This window comes from Caulobacter sp. HMWF025, from assembly GCF_003060965.1.
GTDB lineage: Bacteria > Pseudomonadota > Alphaproteobacteria > Caulobacterales > Caulobacteraceae > Caulobacter.
Genome location: NZ_QAII01000029.1, coordinates 39,177 through 60,071 on the forward strand (window position 1 = coordinate 39,177; position 20,895 = coordinate 60,071).

General features: G+C 62.4%; 24 protein-coding genes, 1 tRNA gene and 1 pseudogene. 19 read left to right on the forward strand and 7 right to left on the reverse strand.

What is annotated here, in order from left to right:
* Window positions 1-30: 30 nt before the first annotated feature.
* Window positions 31-471 (reverse strand): MucR family transcriptional regulator, encoded by a 441-nt coding sequence (locus tag DBR10_RS03635; RefSeq protein WP_108487503.1) that lies wholly within the window; start codon window positions 469-471, stop codon window positions 31-33.
* A 162-nt stretch (window positions 472-633) separates the two neighbouring features.
* Between DBR10_RS03635 and glyA the strand changes: the two genes are divergently transcribed.
* The 7 genes from glyA to DBR10_RS03670 all read left to right on the forward strand — a co-directional run bounded on the left by glyA (window position 634) and on the right by DBR10_RS03670 (window position 7,359).
* A complete protein-coding gene (gene glyA / locus DBR10_RS03640) occupies window positions 634-1,926 on the forward strand; it encodes a serine hydroxymethyltransferase (RefSeq protein ID WP_108506119.1) in 1,293 nt (430 codons plus the stop codon).
* Window positions 1,927-1,957: 31 nt separating this feature from the next.
* Window positions 1,958-2,431, forward strand: a complete 474-nt coding sequence (nrdR, locus tag DBR10_RS03645) for a transcriptional regulator NrdR (RefSeq protein ID WP_108490134.1) — start codon at window positions 1,958-1,960, stop codon at window positions 2,429-2,431.
* A gap of 71 nt (window positions 2,432-2,502) precedes the next feature.
* A complete protein-coding gene (gene ribH / locus DBR10_RS03650) occupies window positions 2,503-2,967 on the forward strand; it encodes a 6,7-dimethyl-8-ribityllumazine synthase (protein ID WP_108490133.1) in 465 nt (154 codons plus the stop codon).
* On the forward strand, window positions 2,964-3,416 hold the full coding sequence (gene nusB, locus DBR10_RS03655; RefSeq protein ID WP_108506120.1) for a transcription antitermination factor NusB: 453 nt from the start codon (window positions 2,964-2,966) through the stop codon (window positions 3,414-3,416). The genes ribH and nusB overlap by 4 nt, the downstream gene beginning before the upstream one ends.
* The gene (thiL, locus tag DBR10_RS03660; RefSeq protein ID WP_108506121.1) at window positions 3,376-4,434 is read left to right on the forward strand and encodes a thiamine-phosphate kinase; all 1,059 of its coding nucleotides are present in this window, start codon (window positions 3,376-3,378) and stop codon (window positions 4,432-4,434) included. The genes nusB and thiL overlap by 41 nt, the downstream gene beginning before the upstream one ends.
* Before the next feature lie 51 nt (window positions 4,435-4,485).
* On the forward strand, window positions 4,486-4,983 hold the full coding sequence (locus tag DBR10_RS03665) for a hypothetical protein (protein WP_108489958.1): 498 nt from the start codon (window positions 4,486-4,488) through the stop codon (window positions 4,981-4,983).
* 237 nt (window positions 4,984-5,220) lie between these two features.
* Entirely contained in the window at window positions 5,221-7,359 is a 2,139-nt protein-coding gene (locus DBR10_RS03670; RefSeq protein ID WP_108506122.1) for a sodium-translocating pyrophosphatase, read from the forward strand.
* Window positions 7,360-7,469: 110 nt separating this feature from the next.
* On the opposite strand, the gene DBR10_RS03675 is transcribed toward DBR10_RS03670, so the two are convergent.
* Together DBR10_RS03675 and DBR10_RS03680 are read right to left on the reverse strand one after the other, a co-directional pair.
* Entirely contained in the window at window positions 7,470-7,997 is a 528-nt protein-coding gene (locus tag DBR10_RS03675) for a response regulator (RefSeq protein WP_177486169.1), read from the reverse strand.
* 238 nt (window positions 7,998-8,235) lie between these two features.
* On the reverse strand, window positions 8,236-8,724 hold the full coding sequence (locus tag DBR10_RS03680) for an outer membrane protein assembly factor BamE (protein WP_108489930.1): 489 nt from the start codon (window positions 8,722-8,724) through the stop codon (window positions 8,236-8,238).
* A 121-nt stretch (window positions 8,725-8,845) separates the two neighbouring features.
* On the opposite strand from DBR10_RS03680, the gene DBR10_RS03685 reads away from it, so the two are divergent.
* The 7 genes from DBR10_RS03685 to DBR10_RS03715 all read left to right on the forward strand — a co-directional run bounded on the left by DBR10_RS03685 (window position 8,846) and on the right by DBR10_RS03715 (window position 13,121).
* Window positions 8,846-9,376, forward strand: coding sequence for a ubiquinol-cytochrome C chaperone family protein (locus tag DBR10_RS03685; RefSeq protein WP_108489931.1), 531 nt, complete (start codon window positions 8,846-8,848; stop codon window positions 9,374-9,376).
* The gene (locus DBR10_RS03690; protein ID WP_108506123.1) at window positions 9,361-9,900 is read left to right on the forward strand and encodes a DUF177 domain-containing protein; all 540 of its coding nucleotides are present in this window, start codon (window positions 9,361-9,363) and stop codon (window positions 9,898-9,900) included. The genes DBR10_RS03685 and DBR10_RS03690 overlap by 16 nt, the downstream gene beginning before the upstream one ends.
* A 98-nt stretch (window positions 9,901-9,998) precedes the next feature.
* The gene (plsX, locus tag DBR10_RS03695; RefSeq protein WP_108490245.1) at window positions 9,999-11,063 is read left to right on the forward strand and encodes a phosphate acyltransferase PlsX; all 1,065 of its coding nucleotides are present in this window, start codon (window positions 9,999-10,001) and stop codon (window positions 11,061-11,063) included.
* Window positions 11,060-12,037 carry a beta-ketoacyl-ACP synthase III gene (locus DBR10_RS03700; protein WP_108506124.1) on the forward strand — a complete coding sequence of 326 codons (978 nt, stop codon included), beginning with the start codon at window positions 11,060-11,062 and terminating at the stop codon, window positions 12,035-12,037. Before plsX ends, DBR10_RS03700 begins: the two co-directional genes overlap by 4 nt.
* A gap of 200 nt (window positions 12,038-12,237) precedes the next feature.
* Window positions 12,238-12,540: an integration host factor subunit alpha gene (locus DBR10_RS03705; protein WP_035047822.1), complete on the forward strand. Its 303-nt coding sequence runs from the start codon at window positions 12,238-12,240 to the stop codon at window positions 12,538-12,540.
* Between the two features lie 13 nt (window positions 12,541-12,553).
* Complete coding sequence (locus DBR10_RS03710; protein WP_108490046.1) at window positions 12,554-12,979, forward strand: MerR family transcriptional regulator; 426 nt, start codon at window positions 12,554-12,556, stop codon at window positions 12,977-12,979.
* Between the two features lie 65 nt (window positions 12,980-13,044).
* Window positions 13,045-13,121: transfer RNA gene (locus DBR10_RS03715), tRNA-Pro, on the forward strand.
* A gap of 85 nt (window positions 13,122-13,206) precedes the next feature.
* Here the strand turns inward: DBR10_RS03715 and DBR10_RS03720 are convergent.
* Both DBR10_RS03720 and DBR10_RS03725 read right to left on the reverse strand, forming a co-directional pair.
* Complete coding sequence (locus tag DBR10_RS03720) at window positions 13,207-13,434, reverse strand: DUF2842 domain-containing protein (RefSeq protein WP_108490045.1); 228 nt, start codon at window positions 13,432-13,434, stop codon at window positions 13,207-13,209.
* Complete coding sequence (locus tag DBR10_RS03725; RefSeq protein WP_108490044.1) at window positions 13,431-13,682, reverse strand: GlsB/YeaQ/YmgE family stress response membrane protein; 252 nt, start codon at window positions 13,680-13,682, stop codon at window positions 13,431-13,433. Before DBR10_RS03725 ends, DBR10_RS03720 begins: the two co-directional genes overlap by 4 nt.
* A gap of 149 nt (window positions 13,683-13,831) precedes the next feature.
* Here DBR10_RS03725 and DBR10_RS03730 point away from each other — a divergent pair, with 149 nt between their 5' ends.
* On the forward strand, window positions 13,832-14,863 hold the full coding sequence (locus DBR10_RS03730) for a COX15/CtaA family protein (RefSeq protein ID WP_108506125.1): 1,032 nt from the start codon (window positions 13,832-13,834) through the stop codon (window positions 14,861-14,863).
* Between the two features lie 87 nt (window positions 14,864-14,950).
* The gene (locus DBR10_RS03735; protein WP_108506126.1) at window positions 14,951-16,411 is read left to right on the forward strand and encodes an alkaline phosphatase; all 1,461 of its coding nucleotides are present in this window, start codon (window positions 14,951-14,953) and stop codon (window positions 16,409-16,411) included.
* A 71-nt stretch (window positions 16,412-16,482) separates the two neighbouring features.
* On the opposite strand, the gene DBR10_RS03740 is transcribed toward DBR10_RS03735, so the two are convergent.
* Window positions 16,483-17,883 carry an alkaline phosphatase PhoX gene (locus DBR10_RS03740; RefSeq protein ID WP_108506127.1) on the reverse strand — a complete coding sequence of 467 codons (1,401 nt, stop codon included), beginning with the start codon at window positions 17,881-17,883 and terminating at the stop codon, window positions 16,483-16,485.
* A 235-nt stretch (window positions 17,884-18,118) separates the two neighbouring features.
* On the opposite strand from DBR10_RS03740, the gene rplM reads away from it, so the two are divergent.
* From rplM to argC, 3 genes are all read left to right on the forward strand, one after another.
* Window positions 18,119-18,592 carry a 50S ribosomal protein L13 gene (gene rplM, locus DBR10_RS03745; protein WP_056444711.1) on the forward strand — a complete coding sequence of 158 codons (474 nt, stop codon included), beginning with the start codon at window positions 18,119-18,121 and terminating at the stop codon, window positions 18,590-18,592.
* A 3-nt stretch (window positions 18,593-18,595) separates the two neighbouring features.
* A complete protein-coding gene (gene rpsI, locus DBR10_RS03750) occupies window positions 18,596-19,069 on the forward strand; it encodes a 30S ribosomal protein S9 (RefSeq protein WP_108506128.1) in 474 nt (157 codons plus the stop codon).
* An 89-nt stretch (window positions 19,070-19,158) separates the two neighbouring features.
* A complete protein-coding gene (gene argC / locus DBR10_RS03755; protein ID WP_108490416.1) occupies window positions 19,159-20,106 on the forward strand; it encodes an N-acetyl-gamma-glutamyl-phosphate reductase in 948 nt (315 codons plus the stop codon).
* Between the two features lie 39 nt (window positions 20,107-20,145).
* Here the strand turns inward: argC and DBR10_RS19665 are convergent.
* Window positions 20,146-20,895 (reverse strand): annotated as a pseudogene (locus DBR10_RS19665) (class I poly(R)-hydroxyalkanoic acid synthase); the annotation flags it as partial.

The window sequence follows — 20,895 nt, forward strand, 5'->3', positions numbered from 1 at the left end:
AACAGGGCAACGGCTGTTCCTGCACATGGACTAGCGTCCGCGCCTAACGCCTTTTCCCAGTCCTATCTGCTTTGCAAAATCAGAGCGTCGCGCCGCATAGGCGGGCGCGACCATCGGATAGTCCGGTGGCAAGCCCCATTTGCGCCGGTAGTCCTCAGGGCTCATGTCATAGTGAGATCGAAGATAGCGCTTCAGCATCTTGAGGTGCTTACCGTCCTCGAGACAGACGATGTAGTCGTGATGCAGCGAGCGCGAGACGGGCACCGCAGGCTTTGCCTTCTCGGGCGTTCGGATCAGGTCGTTTGCCGCGAGGCCGGCCAGCGCCTGGTGTACCGTCCGGATCAGGTCGGGGATCATGGTCCGCGATACCGTGTTCTGGCCGAGATAGGCCGAAACGATGTCGGCACTGAGCGCCAGGAAATCAGGAGAGCGTCCGGAATCTGAAGCTCTCTCGCTGCCTTGCATCGCCATCGCGTGTGTCTCTTCTGCCGCGGGTTCAAGTTGATCCCGAACGGCAACACCGCCCGGTCATGTCCCGAACGTGCAGGGTTGATTTGGGTTCCATCATTGATCGCAGCGCGCAGGCGGTTAAAGAGAGCGCAACTGACTCCCCGCAGCGCTTGGAGAGCGTCCATGACCGCACCCAATTCGAACCTGAACGCCTTCTTTGGCGCGGATCTCGCAACAACCGATCGTGACATCTTTGACCGGATCGGTCTGGAGCTGGGGCGTCAGCAGAACCAGATCGAGCTCATTGCCTCCGAAAACATCGTCTCCAAGGCCGTTCTGCAGGCTCAGGGCTCGATCCTGACCAACAAGTATGCCGAGGGCTATCCGGGCAAGCGCTACTATGGTGGCTGTGAGTTTGTCGACGAGATCGAGACCATTGCGATTGAGCGCGCCAAGGCCCTCTTCGGTGCCGGCTTTGCAAACGTTCAGCCGCACTCGGGTTCGCAGGCCAACCAGGCCGTCTTCATGGCGCTGCTGCAGCCGGGCGACAATTTCCTGGGCATGGACCTCGCTGCCGGCGGCCATTTGACTCACGGGTCACCGGCCAATCAGTCGGGCAAGTGGTTCAAGCCGGTGTCCTACTCGGTCCGCCAGCAGGACCATCTGATCGACTACGACAGCGTCGCCGAGATTGCCCAGCGCGAGAAGCCGAAGCTGATCATCGCCGGCGGCAGTGCCTATAGCCGCGAGATCGATTTCGCCCGTTTCCGCGAGATCGCCGACAGCGTCGGGGCCTATCTGATGGTCGACATGGCCCACTTCGCGGGTCTCGTCGCCGGTGGTGTGTATCCAAGCCCGATTCCGCACGCCCACATCGTCACGACGACCACCCACAAGACCCTCAGGGGACCTCGCGGTGGCCTGATCCTGACCAACGACGAAGCCATCATCAAGAAGGTCAACTCGGCAGTTTTCCCCGGTCTGCAGGGCGGCCCGCTCGAACATGTGATTGCGGCCAAGGCCGTCGCTTTCGGCGAAGCCCTCCAGCCGGCGTTCAAGGACTATGCGCGTCAGATTGTCGCCAATGCCCGCGCCCTGGCTGAGGCTCTGGGCAAGTCCGGCGTGAACATCGTGTCAGGCGGAACCGACAGCCACCTCATGCTGGTGGATCTTCGCCCCAAGTCCGTCACGGGCCGAGACGCCGAGCACAGCCTCGAGCGTGCCAACATGACCTGCAACAAGAACGGCGTCCCCTTCGACACCGCACCGTTCACCGTGACTTCAGGGATCCGTCTCGGCACGCCCGCCGGCACGACGCGGGGCTTCCAGGAAGCCGAGTTTGCCCGGGTTGGCGAACTGATTGGCGAAGTGATCAACGGCCTTGCCGCGAACGGTGCCGACGGCAACGGTGCGGTTGAAGACAAGGTCCGTGAGGAAGTCCTGGCCTTGACGGCACGCTTCCCGATCTACAACTAATAGGTTCGACGCAGCCGGAGGGGGCTAGATCATGCGATGCCCGTTCTGTGGACACGCTGAAAGCCAAGTCAAGGACAGCCGCCCGTCGGAAGATGGTGCGGCGATCCGGCGCCGTCGCGCCTGTCCCGAGTGCGGTGGGCGTTTCACCACGTTCGAGCGCGTTCAACTGCGTGAGCTGACAATTCTCAAGCGGTCCGGGCGTCGCTCGCCGTTTGATCGTGAGAAGCTGGTCAGATCAATTTCTCTGGCGATGCAGAAGCGTCCTGTGGACGCCGAACGAATTGACCGCATGATCAATGGAATCGTTCGACAGCTCGAAAGCATGGGCGAGACGGAACTTCCTTCGTCTACTGTGGGGGAGATGGTCATGAAGGCGCTGAAGGCGCTCGATGACGTGGCCTATGTCCGCTATGCGTCGGTCTATCGCGATTTCAAGGAAACTAGCGATTTCGCAAAGTTTCTGGGTGAAGAAGGTCTGAGTGACGTCGCAGAAGACGAGACTTAGGCACAGTTTGGTTTTGGTGGGTCTTGAGTTTGTCGGCGAACGGTCGGCCTCGGCCCTGGAGTTCGAGCTTGATGGTTGAAGACAAAATCCGCCTGCTGATCGTGGAGGGCCGAAGCTATTCGGGGATCTCCGACGAACTGCTGCGCGGGGCCGCCCAGGCCATTGAGGCTTACGGGGCGGATTACGATGTGATCACCGTCTCGAGTGCCCTTCAGATCCCTGGCGCGGTGGCTCTGGCGGAAGAGGCCGGACACAAGCCGGTCGGTGTTCGCTATGACGGCTATGTCGCCCTGGGCTGCGTGATCCGTGGCGAAACCTATCATTTCGAGATCGTGGCCAATGAGACGGCTCGTGGTCTGCAGGACCTGTGCATCGGCAAGCGTCTTGCCATTGGCTTTGGGGTTCTGACGGTTGACGAGGAAGACCAGGCCTGGACGCGAGCCCGCGTTAGCGAAGGTGATCGTGGCGGCGCGGCGGCCAAGGCCTGCCTGGAGACCGTAGCCCTCAAGCGTCAGTTGCTGGGGCAAACCCGATGAGCAAGGCCCAACGCATTCAACCGCGGTCTGTGGCGCGGCTCGCCGCGGTGCAGGCGCTGTACCAGATGGAAGTCTCGGGCGTTGGTGTCGAGGCTGTGGTTCGCGAGTTCTCGGAACACCGGTTTGACCGCGACGTCGACGGCCAGCAGATGGCCGCCGCCGACGAGACCTTTTTTGCCGAATTGGCCAAAGGGGTCGTCGGCCATCAATCCGAGATCGATCAGGCTATCGTGAAGCGACTTGCCTCCGGCTGGCGTCTGGACCGGCTGGATGCGACTGCCCGGGCGGTTCTGCGCGCCGGGGCCTTTGAACTCATCCATCGTCGCGATGTGCCGACCGAAGTCGTCATCGACGAATATGTTGAAATCGCCAAATCCTTCTTCGAAGGACCGGAGGCCGGATTCATCAATGGCGCCCTCGACGCGATTGCCCGCGATGCACGAAGCTGACGGCGAAGACGACTGGTTTGCAGATGATGGCCCGTCAGAGCAGACGGCGCCAGCCAACGAGTTCGACCATATAGCACGCTTGCTGCGTCCGCTGACCCGGGGTGACCCTGCTGCCCTGGATCTGCTCGACGATGCCGCCGTGCTGCCGTCGCGGCCGGGCCACGACCTGGTGATTACCAAAGACGCCATGGTCGCCGGCGTTCACTTCCTGACCGGAGAGGCTCTTGATGTTGTGGCCCGCCGGCTGCTGAGAACCAACCTCTCTGACCTGGCGGCCAAGGCGGCCGAACCTTATGGCTATTTCCTCGCGGTCGGTTGGCCCTCGGGTACCACCGTCGCGGACCGCGAACTCTTTGCCTACGGTCTTGCAGAAGACGGCGCGCTCTACGATGTCAGCCTTCTCGGAGGCGATACCGTCACGACATCCGGTCCGCTTGTCGTTTCGGCGACCTTCCTTGGGTGGGCCCCCAGCGGCGATGCCGTGCTGCGCAGAGGGGCCCGTGTCGGCGACCGTCTCATGGTCAGCGGCACCATTGGTGACGGCTGGCTGGGCCTTCTGGCTCATTGGGGCGAGGTCGAGGACCCGGGTGGTGGCCTGGCCCGCCGCTACCGGATGCCGCCGCCGCGGCTCAGCATCCGCGATGCGCTAAGGGCTTATGCCCGCGCGGCCGCCGACGTTTCCGACGGCTTGCTCGCAGACGCCGGGCATGTGGCCAAGGCCAGTGGCCTGAGGGTCAATGTTGACCTTGACCGTCTTCCCCTTTCACCCGGTGCCCGTCACTGGCTTAGCGCTCAGCCGGAGGCCGGCGAGGCGCGCATGTCTCTGGCTTCGGGCGGGGATGACTATGAGATCGTCTGTGCCGTTGATCCAGGCGATGTAGCCGCTTTCCAGGCCGCCGCCATGGCGAGCGGCGTGCCGGTTCGCGATATAGGCGAGTTCGTCGAGGGCGAAGGGGTTTGTGCGCTCTTCAAGGGCAAGGACATTACGCCTGAGCAACTTGGCTGGCTGCACGGCTGACCACAGCCCGTCGGTAGCGAAGGCTCAAGGCTTTTTCGCTAGTCTAGTCCGATGACCGGTTTTTCCATCCCGACGCGCCGCGCCTTGCTCGGCCTCATGCTTCTTGCCTCCGCAAGCCCGGCCTGGGCGAACTCGGAGAAGAAGAAGGAAGGCGAGGGGGCTCCTCCTGATCCTACGGTCAGAATCCAGCCGTTTGCCGTTCCGATCATCGATGGCGGCAAGTTGGTGAACTATGTCTTCGTCAATCTGACCCTCAGGATGGCCACTGATGTGCCGGTCACGGTTCTGGCCAATCAGGAGCCGATCCTGCGGGATGCGATTGTCCGAGCCGCCCATCGCACGCCTTTTACCAAGTCCGACAGCTACAATGAGGTCGACTCTGCCAAGCTGCAGGCTGCGGTTCTCAAGGAGGTCGCGGCGCTCGTCGGCAAGGGCAAAGTCGCTTCGGTTGAGATTTCCAAGCAGATTCCGCGCAAGCAGGTCCCCCATCCTTCCGGCGTTCGCAGACCCTCGATGATCGTGCAGATGGGCTCCGTCGTCAGGCCCTAGCCCAGTCTGGACAAAGCCCCGTGGCCCCGACCTTGATCCCGGTTCGGGTTGCGCAGCCCCAATCCATTTGGCAGTGTTCTCCTCTTGGCGCCGATCGTGCGTCAGGAGGGAGCATCGAGGGGGCATGAGGTCATAAGACCCGCCCGTCGTATCGTACGGCCTTTTGATCGTCATCAAGGGCAAGGTACCGAAACGGCGACCCTCTCGTGATTGGAAGCGCGAAGGGGCAATTACCTAATGAGTCTTTGGCTTACACTGGCCATAGCGGCCGGGCTGCTGGCGGTGCTGTATGGCGCCGTACAAACGGCCAGCTTGATGCGGGCATCGCCCGGGAATGCAAAGATGCAGGAGATCGCTGCGGCGATCCAGGAGGGCGCTCAAGCCTATCTGCGTCGTCAATATCTCACCATCTCTGTCGTCGGTGCCGTCATTCTGGTCGGCGTCTATCTGTTGATCGGCGCCTGGGCCGCCGGTGGATTCCTGGTTGGAGCCGTGCTGTCGGGAGCCGCCGGCTTTGCCGGCATGCTGATCTCGGTCAGGGCCAATGTGCGAACAGCCCAGGCCTCGTCCGAAGGGCTGGCCAAGGGCCTTTCCCTGGCCTTCACGTCCGGTGCCATCACCGGCATGCTGGTGGCCGGCTTCGCCCTCCTCGGCGTTGCGGGATACTATGCGGTCCTGACCGTTGGCCTCGGCCTTGAAGCGACCAGCCGGCCTGTCGTCGATGCACTTGTCGCCCTGGGCTTCGGTGCCTCGCTGATCTCCATCTTTGCCCGTCTGGGGGGCGGCATCTTCACCAAGGGTGCTGATGTCGGCGGCGATCTGGTCGGCAAGGTTGAAGCAGGCATCCCGGAGGATGACCCCCGCAACGCGGCCACGATCGCCGACAATGTCGGCGACAATGTCGGTGACTGCGCCGGTATGGCGGCTGACCTGTTCGAAACCTATGCGGTGACCACGGTCGCCACCATGGTTCTTGCCGCGATCTTCTTCCGCGGCACTGAGGCGGTGACCTCCATGATGTTGCTGCCGCTCGCTATCTGCGCGGTGTGCATCGTTACGTCGATCGTCGGTGCCTTCTTCGTGCGCCTGGGCAAGAGCCAGAACATCATGGGAGCGCTCTACAAGGGCCTGATCGTGACGGGCGTTCTGTCCATTCCGGCTGTCTGGTATGTGATCAACCAGCTGGTCCCTGCCGCCGTTACGGTCGGCGACAAGACCTTTGATGCCAACAGCCTGTTCTATTGCGGTCTGGCCGGTCTGGCCGTGACCGCCCTGATCGTGATGATCACCGAGTACTATACGGGCACGAACTTCCGCCCGGTGAAGTCGGTGGCGCAGGCCAGTGTCTCGGGTCACGGCACCAATGTGATCCAGGGCCTGGCCATGTCTCTGGAATCGACCGCGCTGCCCGCGCTGACGATCATCGTCGGCATCCTGGTCACCTATAACCTGGCGGGTCTCTTCGGTATCGCCATCGCCACCACGACCATGCTGTCCCTTGCCGGCTTCATCGTCGCGCTCGACGCGTTCGGACCGGTCACCGACAATGCCGGTGGTATCGCTGAAATGGCGGGCCTCCCGCCGGAAGTCCGGGTCACGACCGACGCTCTTGATGCGGTCGGCAACACGACGAAGGCTGTCACCAAGGGCTATGCCATCGGTTCGGCTGGTCTTGGGGCCCTGGTTCTGTTTGCAGCCTATACCGAAGATCTGAAGTTCTTCTCGGCCAATGCAGCGCCGGGCAGCTTCTTTGAAGGCATGGGGCCGGTCACTTTTGACCTGTCCAATCCCTATGTCGTGGTCGGCCTGTTGTTCGGCGGTCTTCTGCCGTTCCTGTTCGGCGGCATGTCCATGACGGCAGTTGGCCGCGCAGCCGAGGCTGTCGTTGCTGAAGTCCGCCGCCAGTTCCGCGAGAACCCCGGTATCATGACCTATGAGGTCAAGCCGGAGTACGGCAAGGCGGTGGATATCCTGACCAAGGCCGCTATCCGCGAGATGATTGTGCCGAGCCTCTTGCCGGTTGTTTCACCCGTGGTTCTGTTCTTCGTGATCAAGGCCATCGCAGGCAAGGTCGATGCGTTTGCATCGCTCGGAGCCATGCTGATGGGTGTGATCGTGACCGGTCTGTTCGTTGCGATCTCGATGACCAGTGGCGGCGGTGCGTGGGACAATGCCAAGAAGGTCATCGAAGAAGGCTTCACCGACAAGGACGGCGTCCTGCACAAGAAGGGTTCGGAGGCTCACAAGGCCGCCGTCACCGGCGATACCGTCGGCGACCCCTACAAGGACACCTCGGGTCCGGCCGTGAATCCGATGATCAAGATCACCAACATCGTCGCTCTGCTGCTGCTGGCTGTTCTGGCTCACAGCGCCTGATCACGACTGGCGATTGAACGGCAACGCCCCGGAGGGAGACCTCCGGGGCGTTTTTCTTTTGGGTCGAAGCGGCCAGACCGCCGGGCAGCGTTCTCCCGGCGTGAAGGATTCTAGTAGACGTCTTCCGGATCGAAAGGCTCGTCGCCTTCAGGCGCACCCCGTCGCTCTTCGCCGACGAACTCATGATCGATGCGTCGCCGCCGGCACGGGCCAAAGTAGTCACTGACTTTCACAAACGGGCGTGGATTGTGGATCACCTCATTGATCCGGTGCATCACACCGCGCGCTGTCAGGGGTTTGGCCAGGAACTCGGTTACGCCGGCCATGCGCGCTTCGTTCAGGGTCCGTTGGGTCGCGTGGCCCGTGATCATGATAATCGGGGCGAAGACCGATCGGCTGGCCGATGAGGTTCTGATCCACCGAATGAGGGCCAGGCCGTCCACGGGCTGCATCATCAAGTCGGTGAAGATGATGTCGATCTCGAGGGTCGTTACAATCTTCAGGGCGCTGAGCCCGTCCTCGGCCTCGTGAATTTTGCGCAGCCCAAACGAACGGAGCATCGCCCCGAGGATCTTCCGCATGTTTGCGTTGTCATCGACGACAAGCACAGACAGCGGAGAGAGATCCATCCCGTTCAAGTTCGGCCCCCGGACTTCCAGATGCTCTCAGCAACCCAAGCAAAGGTTGCCGACTGTTGGGGCAGTGTGGCTCGTACCGGGTTTCCGAAGTGTTGCGATGTCGCTCACGGAGAAGGCATCTTTGCCCTGTCAGGCCTGCACAGGGCCAAAGTGTCGCACCAGCCATGCCTTTCGAAGGCGACTTTGTCTTGAGCCAGCGGCGTCAAGACATGGCTGGTCGTCGTTGCGTGCCGGTTCTCTAGCGGCGATCACCGGGACGGGTGCCAGGAACACCTTCATTGTCCTGGGGCAGGAGGCCGCCGCGGCCGACGTTACCCAGAAGCTGCTCGAGGATGGTCATCTCGCGGCCACGCGTCGGGGTCTCACGGCCGTTGTAGGCAATCACCTTGCCGTCCTTGAGCGTGTAGGTATTGATCGAGGCTACTTTTTCGTCGGCCGGATTGAACTTGATGGCCACCACGTCGCGCTTGATCACCCGGGGCTGATAGAAGGCCACCCGGTCAGTCGTCTGAGAAATATAGTACCAGGTGTTGGGGTCGAAGGTCGAAACGGTCGAAGGCGAACCCAGCTTTTCCATCAGGGTCGACTTGCTGTCTTCTCCGACTTTCATGTCGACCGGCTTGGCCTCAATGGCCTGGAAACCGGAATAGCTCGTCAGCGGTGTGCAGCCGGACACCACAGCGGACAGACCGAGGGCGGCTGCGACGAAAACGGCAGGACGAAACATGCGGGCTCCGGGACCGGAAGAATGCTGGACTTTGACCTATCGTCCGCGGGGGCTTAGTTCAATGGTCCGCGTCGATCGGTTGCCGATCTACGTCCGGGTCGCGGCGAAATAGAGGCGTTGAATGATTCTGGATCGGCTGTTGAAGCCAAGGCCCGCCAAGGTTGCGGGTGGAAGGCTCTATGCGGGTGCCGTGGCACAGGCTCGCCTTGCACCGCTGTACGTGCAGTTCGGTGTCCGCGATTCGCTCGAGGGGCGCTTTGAGCTCTTCTCGCTTCATGTCGTGCTGCTTCTGGAGCGGCTGAAGGGACAGGGGTCATTGGCGGAGGAAACGTCCCAGGCCGTTTTCGACGCCTATGTTCGGGGACTGGACGACGCATTCCGTGAAATCGGTGTCTCAGACACTGCGGTCGGAAAGAAAATGAAGAAGCTGGCCGGAGCCTTCTATGGTCGATTGAAGGCCTTCGACGAAGTGATCGCATCATTGCCCGATACTCAGCCGCTGTCTGACCTCCTCGGCAGGACGGCACTCGAAGAACGCGGCGATGGCGACGTCTTGGGCCTGACAGCCTATGTGCTCAGTGCCCGCGAGTCTTTTGCGGCGCAGTCGCTGAACGATTTGCTGGATGGAGAGGCGAAATGGCCGAACCTGTAGAGACGGCCTGGCCCTGTCAGGTCAGCCTCGGTCGCATTGATCGTGGTGGTGTAAGCGTTCGTCTTTCACCCGACGACAAGCAGCGAAAGACCCTGGCCCGGCAACTGGGCCTTGTGTCCATCGAGACGCTGGAGGCGGAGGTCTATCTGACCCCCTGGCTCGACGGGGCGGAAGTGTCCGGTCTAATTCGGGCCCGGGTAGTTCAGACCTGCAGCGTGACGGCGGATGATCTGGAAAGCACGATCGACACGCGCTTCAAGCTTCACGTGATCTCCGGTGACAGTGATCAGGCCCCCCAGGATGATGGCGGCGAGTTGGCCCTGGATCCCGAGGCCGATGATCCACCCGATATTCTCGAGAACGATATGGTGGACGTATCAGGCTACGTGGTCGAGCATCTGGCGCTGGAACTGGATCCCTTTCCGCGGAAGCCGGGGGCCGTTTTCGAGCCGCCGCAGCCGACTGCGGAGATTTCGCCGTTTTCCGCGCTGAAAGCGCTTAAGGTAAAAGGTGAAGAGGACTGAGCCAGTCCGACTCGCCGCTTTTGCGTGTTAGACACGCCAAAATATCACTGACTGTCCCGTCGGGATGTCAGGATCGTCCAGGAGCTGACGGCGCCAAAGTGTCCCAATCCATCGTAATCTCCATCGACGCCATGGGCGGTGACCATGGCCCGTCGATTGTCGTGCCTGGCATTGCCAAGGCGGCTGCCGCTCATTCTGGCGTGCGTTTCCTGCTGCATGGCGACGAGAGCCAGATCAATGCCGAGCTCGCCAAGGTTCCGGCGGCTCGCGCTGTCTGTGATGTTCGTCACACCGAGAAGTTCATCGCCATGGACGAGAAGCCTGCCCAGGCCATGCGCCGGGGCAAGGGGTCCAGCCTTTGGAACGCGGTTGAATCGCTGCGCGCCGGCGAAGCACAAGCCTGTGTTTCAGCAGGCAATACCGGCGCTCTGATGGCGATCTCCAAGCTGATCCTCCGCATGGGAGCTGATCTCGAACGCCCTGCCATCGTTGCCAGCTGGCCGACGATGAAGGGGATTACAGCGGTGCTGGATGTCGGGGCCAATGTCGAAAGCGATGCGGCCCAACTCGTTGAGTTTGCCATCATGGGAGCCGCCTTCCATCACGCGGTCCATGGGTCAACGCGGCCGACGGTCGGCCTGCTGAACGTTGGCTCGGAGGAACAGAAGGGCCATGAGGAAGTGCGGGAAGCGCATGCCATTCTCAGGGAAGCCCAGCTTGATTTCGACTATCGGGGGTTTGTCGAGGGCACGGACATAGCCTACGGCACCGTCGACGTGGTCGTGACGGATGGCTTTACCGGAAACGTGGCCCTCAAAACCGCCGAAGGCCTTGCGCGGTTCTTCTCCAATGAGATCAAGACGACCCTGACCTCGGGCCCCTTGGCCATGTTGGGGGCCGTGATCGCTTCCGGTGCCTTGAAGAAGATGCGGGCGCGACTGGATCCAGGCCGGGTCAATGGTGGACCGCTGCTCGGACTCAATGGGATTGTCGTCAAAAGCCATGGTGGTGCTGACTCGAGCGGCTTTGCTTCTGCCATCCGGGTCGCTGTCGATCTGGCGCGCAGCGACTTTACGGCTCAGATCGCCCGCAATCTGAAAAGCCTGACGGCGTCGTCCGCGCCGGAGCCGGTTTGTAGCGGTAATGAGGGAGCGACAGCGTGAGTGTCGTCCGAAGTGCCGTGACGGGTGTCGGGGCCTATCTGCCGTCCAGGATCGTGACGAATGACGACCTGGCCAAGTTTGTCGACACCAGCGATGCCTGGATTGTCGAGCGGACCGGGATTCACCAGCGCCACCAGGCCGATGACGACCAGGCGGTATCTGATCTCGCGGTCGAGGCGGCCAGGGCTGCCCTCGAGAAGGCCGGAAAGACGGCCGCTGATGTTGACCTGATCATTGTAGCGACGACGACGCCGGACCTGACCTTTCCGGCAACCGCGACGATTGTTCAGCGCAAGCTGGGTGCCCCCGTCGGTATCGCGTTTGACATCCAGGCTGTCTGCTCGGGCTTTGTCTATGCGCTGAGCGTTGCCGACGGCTTCGTGGCGCGCGGCCATGCGCGGTGCGCCCTGGTGATCGGGGCAGAGACCATGACCCGTTTGATGGACTGGACCGACCGTGGAACCTGCGTTCTGTTCGGCGATGGAGCCGGGGCCGTTGTCCTCGAGCCGCGCGACGGGCAGGGGACAACCGCCGACCAGGGTCTGCTCAGCTTCGCCCTTCGGGCGGACGGCACCAAGCAGGACCTGCTGTATGTAGATGGCGGCCCATCGAGCACTGGGACGGTCGGCAAGCTGCGGATGCTGGGGAACCAGGTCTTCAAGCACGCGGTCGTCAATATCTCAGAGGCCATACGCGCGGCTTCGGCCAAGGCCGGCATTGAGATTGCGGATGTCGACTGGTTCATTCCTCACCAGGCCAATCAGCGGATTCTTCAGGGTGTCGCCCATCGGGTCGGGCTGGACGAGGACAAGGTGATCTCCACGGTCGCCATTCACGCCAATACCTCGGCCGCTTCAATTCCTCTAGCGTTTGCCCATGGCGTGGCCGACGGCCGCATCAAGCCCGGGCAGTTACTTCTGCTGGAGGCCATGGGCGGTGGTTTGACCTGGGGTGCCTGCCTTCTGCGCCTCTAGTCTCGGGCTCTGCCCACTCAGCGGGCGCGGGTTAGGTCTTGGCCTTGAGGCTTTGACTTCATGCGATATTAGCGTCATGCAGTCGGAGTTAACTGTGAGCGTTCTCAGGGTGATGGGCGCGCCCCGTTTCTGAGTGATACAGGTGTGTTCAATCTGGCGCGGTCCCGTGGGGCCCGCCTAAGCGCGTGGGGGGGGGCGTCATGAAGGGCGCGACTTTGACTCGGGCTGACCTCTGCGAGGCAGTTCATGAAGAGGTTGGTCTGACTCGCCAGGACTGTGCTGGCCTGGTTGAACGGACCCTCGACCTTGTGGCTGAAGCGCTTGAGACCGGTGAAACCGTCAAGCTCTCCGGTTTTGGCGTATTCCAGGTGCGCGACAAGCGCGCCCGTATGGGCCGTAACCCCAAGACGGGTGAACCTGCCGAGATCGAGCCGCGCCGCGTCATCGGTTTCCGCGCGTCGCAGGTCATGAAGGCGCGCATTGATCGCGCGCTCGGCGGCTAAGGTCCATATCGCGGTGGCGAAAGGACCCAATGCCTTCCGCACCATCTCCGAAGCGGCTGACGTGCTGGGCGTTCCCCAGCATGTCCTGCGCTTTTGGGAGACCCGATTCTCGTTTATCCGCCCCATGAAGCGAGCGGGCGGTCGCCGCTTCTACCGGCCCCAGGATGTCGCGGTTCTGACGGGTGTTCGTGCCTTGCTTCACGGTGCCGGCCTGAGCATCAAGGATGTCCAGGCTCTCCATCGTGAGCAGGGTTTGAGCTCTGTTATCGCTGCGGGGCTGGGGTTACCTGCAGTCCGGGGCGCTGGCCCGCCTGCGCCCGACCTCAAGGTCGCCGGTACAATCGATGCGGTTCATCGGGGGCGTCTTGTCGCGTCACTGAACGAGCTCACCGCCTCGAAGGCGAGGCTGGACCTGCTTTTGGATCATCCCCAGCAGTGATTGAAATTCCCCGCAATTCCGGTTGCGGAGGTCAGGAGCGGCGCCTATAAGAGCGCCTCTTCCGTCGGAGCGTGGCGCAGCCTGGTAGCGCACTTGACTGGGGGTCAAGGGGTCGCAGGTTCAAATCCTGTCGCTCCGACCATTTCCGAAAGGGAATAGACGGAAGAATGGAAAGGCCGCCCTTCGGGGCGGCCTTTTTCAGTTTCGGGGCTGAAGGTCTCGACGCCCTAGAACTTCATGGGCTTGTCGGCCTTGCCCATCCACGACATCAGCGGCATCAGCGGCAGGCCCCAGCCCATTCCAACAACGATGAAATAGATCAGGTGGATGGCTCGGTTGTCGGGCAGGAAATCGTAGAGGCTGGTACCCGCCCAGATATAGACGGCGAGGAAGACCATTATGCCGATGCCGCCAATCAGTTTGCGCAGTCGGGCGGGGATTAGAGGCGTACTCAAGCGGGTCTCCGAACAAGGCCGAGGACGGCCAGAAAAAGCACAGCCCCGACGGCGGACACCAGAAGTCCGCCCCAGAATCCCTGCAGGGGTAGCCCCAGTCGCTGGGCGATGAAGGCACCGATGAAGGATCCGATCACGCCGATCAGCAGCTTCGCGAACAGCGAATGCCGCTGCGCTACGGCGATGTCCGCAACCCAGCCGGCCAGAATGCCGATGATGGCGGCCGAGAACACGCCGATACTGCTCATCTGGACCTTCCTCACGCACAGTCAAGGACTGCAGGTCGGATCATCGCACGAACCCTTACGTACGTCATGGCCCATGGACGTGGAAGCGCGGCGGGAGTACGGACGACGCGGCCCAATTTCGGCCAAGAACAGGCGCTCTCTCCGTCGTCATGACGTCATTTCTGCGTTCAGACCGTTCCCGTCCCGTGGCCCTCTGGCTGTTCGCCGTGGCCGCGCTGGTGTTTGCAATGGTGGTTGTCGGCGGTGCAACGCGCCTGACCGACTCGGGCCTGTCCATTACCGAATGGAAGCCGATCATGGGGGCGTTGCCGCCCATGTCGGAGGCTGCCTGGCAGGCAAATTTCGCGCTCTACAAACAGATCCCGCAGTACCGGCTGGTCAATGCCGGAATGACGCTTGAGGCCTACAAGACGATTTTCTGGTGGGAGTGGGGACATCGACTGCTGGGCCGGGTCGTCGGTGCCGCCTTCGCCATTCCCTTTGTCTTCTTCCTGATCCGGGGAATGATTCCGCGTCGTCTGATCTGGCGCTGCGCGGTCATGCTGGGCCTGGGTGGCCTGCAGGGCGCAATCGGCTGGTGGATGGTGTCCAGTGGCCTTTCGGAAAGGGTATCTGTCGCGCCCGAGCGCCTGATGACCCATCTCGGCCTGGCCCTGAACCTGTTTGTGTTGCTGCTCTGGACGGGTCTTGATGCCTGGGCGGGAGCGCCGCGAATCGAGCAGCAATCGCCCTGGCGCGGCTGGGCGCTCGCCTTCCTTGGCTTTGTCTTCTTTCAGTGTCTTCTCGGAGCCCTGGTCGCGGGGAATGACGCTGGCTTGGTCTATAATGACTGGCCGCTGATGAATGGTGCGCTGCTACCGGATGCTTACTGGGGCAAGGGGCTGTGGAGCACCCTGGCGCACAGTCAGGGCGCGGTTCAGTTGCACCATCGTATCGTCGCTTATGCGCTGTTTGTGGCGGCGCTTGGCCTGGCCTTCATGGCCCGCCGGTCACGGCACCTCCCCGGAGAGGCCAAGGTCATGGCCTTTGGTGTCGCCGGCATCGTAACCCTGCAGGCGGGTCTGGGGATCTGGACTCTGATGGTCCATGTGCCGGTCTCGCTCGGGGTCGTGCACCAGGCGGGAGCCGCCGTGCTGCTCGGAACGGCCGCGCTGTTCGCCTGGCGGGTCCGGCGCGTCTGAGTGAAATTCCCCGGGCCGGCGTCCGTACCGGAAAAAGTGTCACAGGGTTGAAGCAAAGCAGGCCGGTACCTTCAGGAGCGTCCGGCTGTGATCCGCAACACCTCTCTGGCCCTTGCCCTTTCGTTTCTGGCGTCCGGCGCGTTTGCCCAGACCCCGTCTGATCCCTATTTCAAGGCGGGTGAAGCCGCGCTGGCGCGGTCCCTGGCCGTGACGCCCAATACCGGACGCGCCAAGAACATCATCCTGTTCATCGGCGACGGCATGGGGATTTCGACCGTCGCAGCGGCCCGGATCTATGAGGGGCAGATGCGGGGCGTGGACGGTGAGTCCAACAGCCTCTCGTTCGAAAAGCTGCCCTGGACCGCCCTGTCCAAGACCTACAGTCACGACACCCAGGTCACTGACAGTGCCGCGGGCATCACAGCGATCACCACCGGCGTTAAAACCCGGAACAAGGTCATTGGTCTGACGGGCGCGGCGGTTCCCGAGCAGTGCGCCAGCGAAAAAAGCACCCGGGTTCGGACCATCGCCGAACTGGCCAAGGCCCATGGCCTCGCCGCTGGTGCCGTGACCACGACCCGCGTCACCCACGCCACGCCGGCGGGTGTGTATGCGCACACCGTCTATAGGGACTGGGAGAGCGATGCCGACATGCCCGTCGAGGCGCTCCAGGCCGGCTGCAAGGACATCGCCAGGCAACTGCTTGAAACGCCCGCAGGCCTTCGACTCGATGTCGTGATGGGGGGAGGGCGGTCGCGCTTTCTTCCGGAGGGCGCAGGAGGGCGGCGCGGTGACGGCCGCGACCTTACGACCGAATGGCGCAAGGCTCCCGCTTCAGCCTATGTCACGACGGCGGATCAGTTGCAGGCTCTGGATCCTGCCGCAACTGGACCCGTCCTTGGTCTCTTTGCCAATGAGCATCTTCCCTATGAGGTCGAGCGAGCCGCGCTGGGGCAGGATGTCCCGACCCTGGCGGCGATGACCAGCAAGGCGATTGATCTGCTGGCCCGCAATCCGAAGGGCTATTTCCTGCTCGTCGAGGGCGGCAAGATCGACATGGGCAGCCACCTCAACAATGCCAAACGGACCTTGACCGAGACGATCGAGTTCTCGAAAGCCGTCCAGGCGGCCCTCGATAAGGTGGACCTCAAGGACACGCTCGTGATCGTGACGGCCGACCATAGTCATGGCCTTGTGATCTCCGGCTATGCCGCACGCAACGCGCCGATCCTCGGCCTCGCCGGCAATGAAGGCGAGCCGATCAGGGCCGGCGACGGAAAGCCATACACGGTCCTGAGTTTCGCGACGGGTCCCGGCGGCCCGGAGGGGCAGGACCTGCGAGCTGATCCGTCCCGGGAAAACATGGAAGATGTCGACTATCACCAGCAGGCGCTGGCCAATCTGCCGAGCGCGGCCCATTCCGGTGAAGATGTCGGCGTCTTTGCCGATGGGCCCGGAGCTTATCTCGTCCGGGGCGTCGTCGAGGAGTCCTACATCTTCCAGATCATGCGCCATGCCTTCGGGTTTGAGGCCGGAACAGCAAAATAGGCACGGTCTCTGACACCCAATGCAGCCCCCTGGCCGCCGTTCATCGCCGGCGGCCAGGGTGGGCCTTAGGGCTAGAGTTTGAGGCTTCCCCAGGGGCCCTTCACAGCGAGCGTGATGCCCGGGTTCTGGATGTTGACGAACAGGGTCGAACCATCAGGCGAGAAACAGGCCCCGGCGAACTCGGAATTCCCGGTGAAGACATTTCGCCCAACCGTGTAGACCTTGCCGTCGGGGGACACGCCGCGCAGATGGTTGCGATCGACATCTGAATAGCGATCCTCGCACAGGATGATGTGGCCCCAGGGCGCGACGACCAGATTGTCCGCATAGTCCAGAACTTGGGTGTCGGCGCTTTCGACAAAGAGTTGAAGGCGGCCGGGCTGGTCGCGTTCGCCCGCCTGGCCTTCGACGGGGCTGGGGACATAACGGAAGATCTGACCGGCAGCGATCGCCCCTCCAGCTGTGCAGGCAAAATAGAGTTCACCTTTTCCGAAATAGAGGCCCTCGCCGCGCGAAAACAGGGCGGCACCCCGCTCATGACCGCGGCGACGAATGTCATCATTGGGATTGTCGACCCCGTCCAGATCGATCCAGCGAACCGATTTCCAGCTGCGTGGCGCGAAGCTCAGCTCTTCGAAATTGCGCGTGTCGCCCCCCTCCGGCGCATCGACGAGGCCCAGGGCCTGCAGCCGGCCGCCGGCCGCAAGGTTGCGCCGGTCATTCGGAAGAAACCGGTAGAAGAGCCCGTCGGCGACGTCTTCCGTCATATAGACCACACCGGAGCGCGGATCGATGCAGGCGGCTTCGTGCTTGAAGCGTCCCATCGCCTTCAGTGGCAGGCCGGGAGCCAGTGTCGTGGAAGCGCTTGGGACCTCGAACACGTAGCCATGATCCTTGCCGACTTCGAGACCGCTCGTCAGGGTGGACTCTTCACAGCTTAGCCAAGAGCCCCAGGGCGTGGTCCCGCCGGCACAGTTTACAGTCGTTCCGACGAGGCTCAGGTGTTGGCGCAGGGTCTGGCCCGATTTCAGGTCGTACAGGATCGTCGTCGTGCCGCCGGGCAGGGGCATACCGCTTTCATGGATATCGTAGGCCAGTGACCGGTCGAGACGAGAGGCAAGGCGTCCACCCAATCCGAATGGGCCGTAGTCCATTTCAGTGACCGAGAGTTCGTGATTGCGAACCAGCAGGACCTTGCCGTCACCAGCTTCAAAACAGCCCATCCCATCGGCCTTGTAAGGCACGAGGAAGCCGTCAGTCATAGTTTCTCCGGCCTGGGAGATGATCTGGTAGCTAAAGCCGGCGGGCAGATCGAGCATCCGGCGCGGATCCGGGATCAGCGGACCGTAGCCCTCTACCTCGTTCCGATAGGTCTCGGGGTCTTGCCCGGCATCCTGGGCTCGCGCGGCGAGACCCGAGAAGGCGATGCTGGTTGCGACTGAGGCCACAAAGCCTCGACGGGAGATCGGCATGATGGACTCGGCTGTTAATCTATAACGGCATTCCTATGCCAAGGGCCCATGACGAACTTAAGACAGTTGTGAGGTAATATAATACCGTATCTTCCAATCCCTTGCTCCATAAGGGTTTTTGGATATTTCTCACGTCTAATGTTGACAGGTTCGACGCCCTCACGTATCTGCCGCCCCTCACGCGAACGGATCTGCTTTCTTGGATCCCGACGCACAAGGAATACGGATCAATCCCATGCAAAAGACCACGGCTTCCCTGAAGCCCGCCGAGGTCGAGAAGAAGTGGATCGTGGTCGACGCCCAGGACGCCGTTGTCGGTCGTCTGGCGACGTTCATCGCCATGCGTCTTCGCGGCAAGCACCGTCCCGACTACACCCCGAACGTTGACTGCGGCGACTTCGTTGTCGTCATCAACGCCGACAAGGTGAAGTTCACCGGCAAGAAGATGGACGACAAGGTTTACTACCGCCACACCGGTCACCCGGGCGGCGTCAAGTCGACCACCCCGCGCAAGCTGCTGGAAGGCCGCTTCCCGGAACGCGTCCTCGAAAAGGCCGTCGAGCGCATGCTGCCCAAGGAGAGCCCGCTGGCTCGCAAGCAGCTGACGCATCTGCTCATCTACAACAACGGTGAGCACCCGCACCAAGCGCAAAGCCCCGAAGCGATCGATTTCGCCTCGCGCAATGCCAAAAACACCCGGAGCGCCTAAGTCATGTCTGAAGCTCAAGGCTTTGACGCGCTGGCCAGCCTGTCCAGCAACCCGGAAGCAGCTGCCCCGGCCGAACCCAAGATCGACGCCCAGGGCCGCGCCTACGCGACCGGCAAGCGCAAGAACGCGATCGCTCGCGTCTGGATCAAGCCCGGCAAGGGCCAGATCATCATCAACGGCCGCGAGCAGGAAGTTTACTTCGCTCGTCCGGTTCTGCGCATGATGATCGCCCAGCCTCTGGAAGTTACCGACCGCCTGGGTCAGTTCGACGTGACCGTGACCGTTGAAGGTTCGGGCCTGTCGGGCCAGGCCGGCGCGATCCGTCACGGCCTATCCAAGGCTCTGACCTACTACGAACCCTCGCTGCGCCCCGTCCTGAAGCCGCACGGCTTCCTGACGCGCGACAGCCGCGTGGTTGAACGCAAGAAGTACGGCAAGGCCAAGGCCCGCCGCAGCTTCCAGTTCTCGAAGCGCTAAACGCGGTTCGCCGTGTTTGGAAAAGGGCGCTTCGGGAAACCGGAGCGCCCTTTTTCTTTGTCCCTCTGTCCGGGTTGATGGGAGTCTGCATGACGCCGAAGGTCTTCATCGATGGCGAAGTCGGTACCACGGGTCTGCAGATCCGCGAGCGCCTGGTCGGGCGTACCGATCTTCAGCTGATCTCGATCGATCCCGACAAGCGCAAGGACCCGGTCGCAAGAGCGGCCATGCTGAACAGCGCCGATGCGGTGATCCTGTGCCTGCCCGACGAGGCCTCGAAGGAGGCCGTGGGCCTGATCGAGAATCCGGCCGTCAAGGTGATCGACGCTTCGACCGCCTATCGCACGGCCGCGGACTGGACCTATGGTTTCGCCGAACTGGACGGCGAGCAGCGCGGCAGGATCGCTGCCGCAAAGCGGATTTCCAATCCGGGCTGCTATGCGACCGGCGCGATCGCCCTGGCCCGTCCGCTGGTCTCGGCCGGGATCCTGCCCGGAGATCTCGCCGTCTCGTTCAACGCCATCTCGGGCTACACCGGCGGCGGCAAGGCGATGATCGCCGAGTTTGAGGACGAGACCGCCGCTAACCACACCAGGGTGCCTTACCGCATCTATGCCATGGGCCTGCAGCACAAGCATGTGCCGGAGATCCAGCAGCATGGCGGGCTTTCGACCCGGCCGATCTTCACACCGGCAGTCGGGCGCTATGCGCAGGGCATGCTGGTTGAACTGCCGCTTCACCTCGCAGCCCTGAACAGCGCGCCGACGCTGAAGGACATCCAGGCCGCCTATGCCGCACACTATCGCGGCGAGCGGTTCGTCGAGGTCGCTTCGCTCGAGGAAGCCTCGTCGCTGACGTCGCTTGATCCTGAAGGGCTGAACGGCACCAACGGCCTGAAGCTGTTCGTGTTCGGCTCGGACGCCGGCGGTCAGGCCCGGCTGGTGGCCCTGCTGGACAATCTGGGCAAGGGGGCCTCAGGCGCAGCCGTGCAGAACCTCAATCTCGCCCTTGGGCTGGAGGAAGCGGCAGGTCTCTGACCTACCGTTCTCGCCCTGCCATCGGGGCGATCTCCGTCATCAGACGTCGGAGCGAACCAGCACGTAGCTGCCGGGCGCATTCTCCAGCGGCTTCAGCGGCCCCTTGGCGGGATCCCGGGCCGGGACGAGGGCCCCGGAGCGTGCCTTCAGCCAGGTGGACCAGTGGGGCCACCAGGACCCGGCATGCTCGGTCGCGTTCGATATCCAGGCGTCGACGGTTTCCGGCAGGGCCTCATTGGTCCAGTGCTGGTACTTCTTCGCGTCAGGGTGATTGATCACGCCGGCGATGTGGCCGGAGCCGGCCATGGTGAAGGTCACCGGACCACCGAAGGCCTTTGCCCCGCGATAGACGCTCCGGAACGGAGCGATGTGATCGTCCTTGGACGATTGGACATAGATCGGGGTCTTGACCTTCTTCAGGTCCAGGGTCTCGCCGCCCAGTGACAGCAGGCCCTGGGTCAGGGCGTTGTCCTTATAGAAGTTGCGCAGGTAGAACATGTGCAGCGACTTGGGCATGCGGGTCTGGTCAGCGTTCCAGAACAGCAGGTCAAAGGGCCGCGGCTCCTTGCCCATCAGATAGTTGCTGACGAAGAACGACCAGATCAGGTCATTGCCGCGCAGGGCGTTGAAGGTGTCGGCCATCGACTGGCTGGGCAGGAAACCGCCGGTCTGGTCCATCTGCTGCTCGATGGACTGCAGCCATTCCTCGTTGGTGAACAGCAGCAGGTCACCGGCCTCGGCAAAGTCCTGCTGGGCCGCGAAGAAGGTCGTCGAATTGATGCGCTTGTC

Excerpts from the sequence above, each read along its gene's own strand:
- DBR10_RS03635 (WP_108487503.1), bottom strand. The coding sequence starts at position 471 with ATGGCGATGCAAGGCAGCGAGAGAGCTTCAGATTCCGGACGCTCTCCT.
- glyA (WP_108506119.1), top strand. The coding sequence starts at position 634 with ATGACCGCACCCAATTCGAACCTGAACGCCTTCTTTGGCGCGGATCTC.
- nrdR (WP_108490134.1), top strand. The coding sequence starts at position 1,958 with ATGCGATGCCCGTTCTGTGGACACGCTGAAAGCCAAGTCAAGGACAGC.
- ribH (WP_108490133.1), top strand. The coding sequence starts at position 2,503 with ATGGTTGAAGACAAAATCCGCCTGCTGATCGTGGAGGGCCGAAGCTAT.
- nusB (WP_108506120.1), top strand. The coding sequence starts at position 2,964 with ATGAGCAAGGCCCAACGCATTCAACCGCGGTCTGTGGCGCGGCTCGCC.
- thiL (WP_108506121.1), top strand. The coding sequence starts at position 3,376 with ATGGCGCCCTCGACGCGATTGCCCGCGATGCACGAAGCTGACGGCGAA.
- DBR10_RS03665 (WP_108489958.1), top strand. The coding sequence starts at position 4,486 with ATGACCGGTTTTTCCATCCCGACGCGCCGCGCCTTGCTCGGCCTCATG.
- DBR10_RS03670 (WP_108506122.1), top strand. The coding sequence starts at position 5,221 with ATGAGTCTTTGGCTTACACTGGCCATAGCGGCCGGGCTGCTGGCGGTG.
- DBR10_RS03680 (WP_108489930.1), bottom strand. The coding sequence starts at position 8,724 with ATGTTTCGTCCTGCCGTTTTCGTCGCAGCCGCCCTCGGTCTGTCCGCT.
- DBR10_RS03685 (WP_108489931.1), top strand. The coding sequence starts at position 8,846 with ATGATTCTGGATCGGCTGTTGAAGCCAAGGCCCGCCAAGGTTGCGGGT.
- DBR10_RS03690 (WP_108506123.1), top strand. The coding sequence starts at position 9,361 with ATGGCCGAACCTGTAGAGACGGCCTGGCCCTGTCAGGTCAGCCTCGGT.
- DBR10_RS03705 (WP_035047822.1), top strand. The coding sequence starts at position 12,238 with ATGAAGGGCGCGACTTTGACTCGGGCTGACCTCTGCGAGGCAGTTCAT.
- DBR10_RS03725 (WP_108490044.1), bottom strand. The coding sequence starts at position 13,682 with ATGAGCAGTATCGGCGTGTTCTCGGCCGCCATCATCGGCATTCTGGCC.
- DBR10_RS03730 (WP_108506125.1), top strand. The coding sequence starts at position 13,832 with ATGACGTCATTTCTGCGTTCAGACCGTTCCCGTCCCGTGGCCCTCTGG.
- DBR10_RS03740 (WP_108506127.1), bottom strand. The coding sequence starts at position 17,883 with ATGCCGATCTCCCGTCGAGGCTTTGTGGCCTCAGTCGCAACCAGCATC.
- rplM (WP_056444711.1), top strand. The coding sequence starts at position 18,119 with ATGCAAAAGACCACGGCTTCCCTGAAGCCCGCCGAGGTCGAGAAGAAG.
- rpsI (WP_108506128.1), top strand. The coding sequence starts at position 18,596 with ATGTCTGAAGCTCAAGGCTTTGACGCGCTGGCCAGCCTGTCCAGCAAC.
- argC (WP_108490416.1), top strand. The coding sequence starts at position 19,159 with ATGACGCCGAAGGTCTTCATCGATGGCGAAGTCGGTACCACGGGTCTG.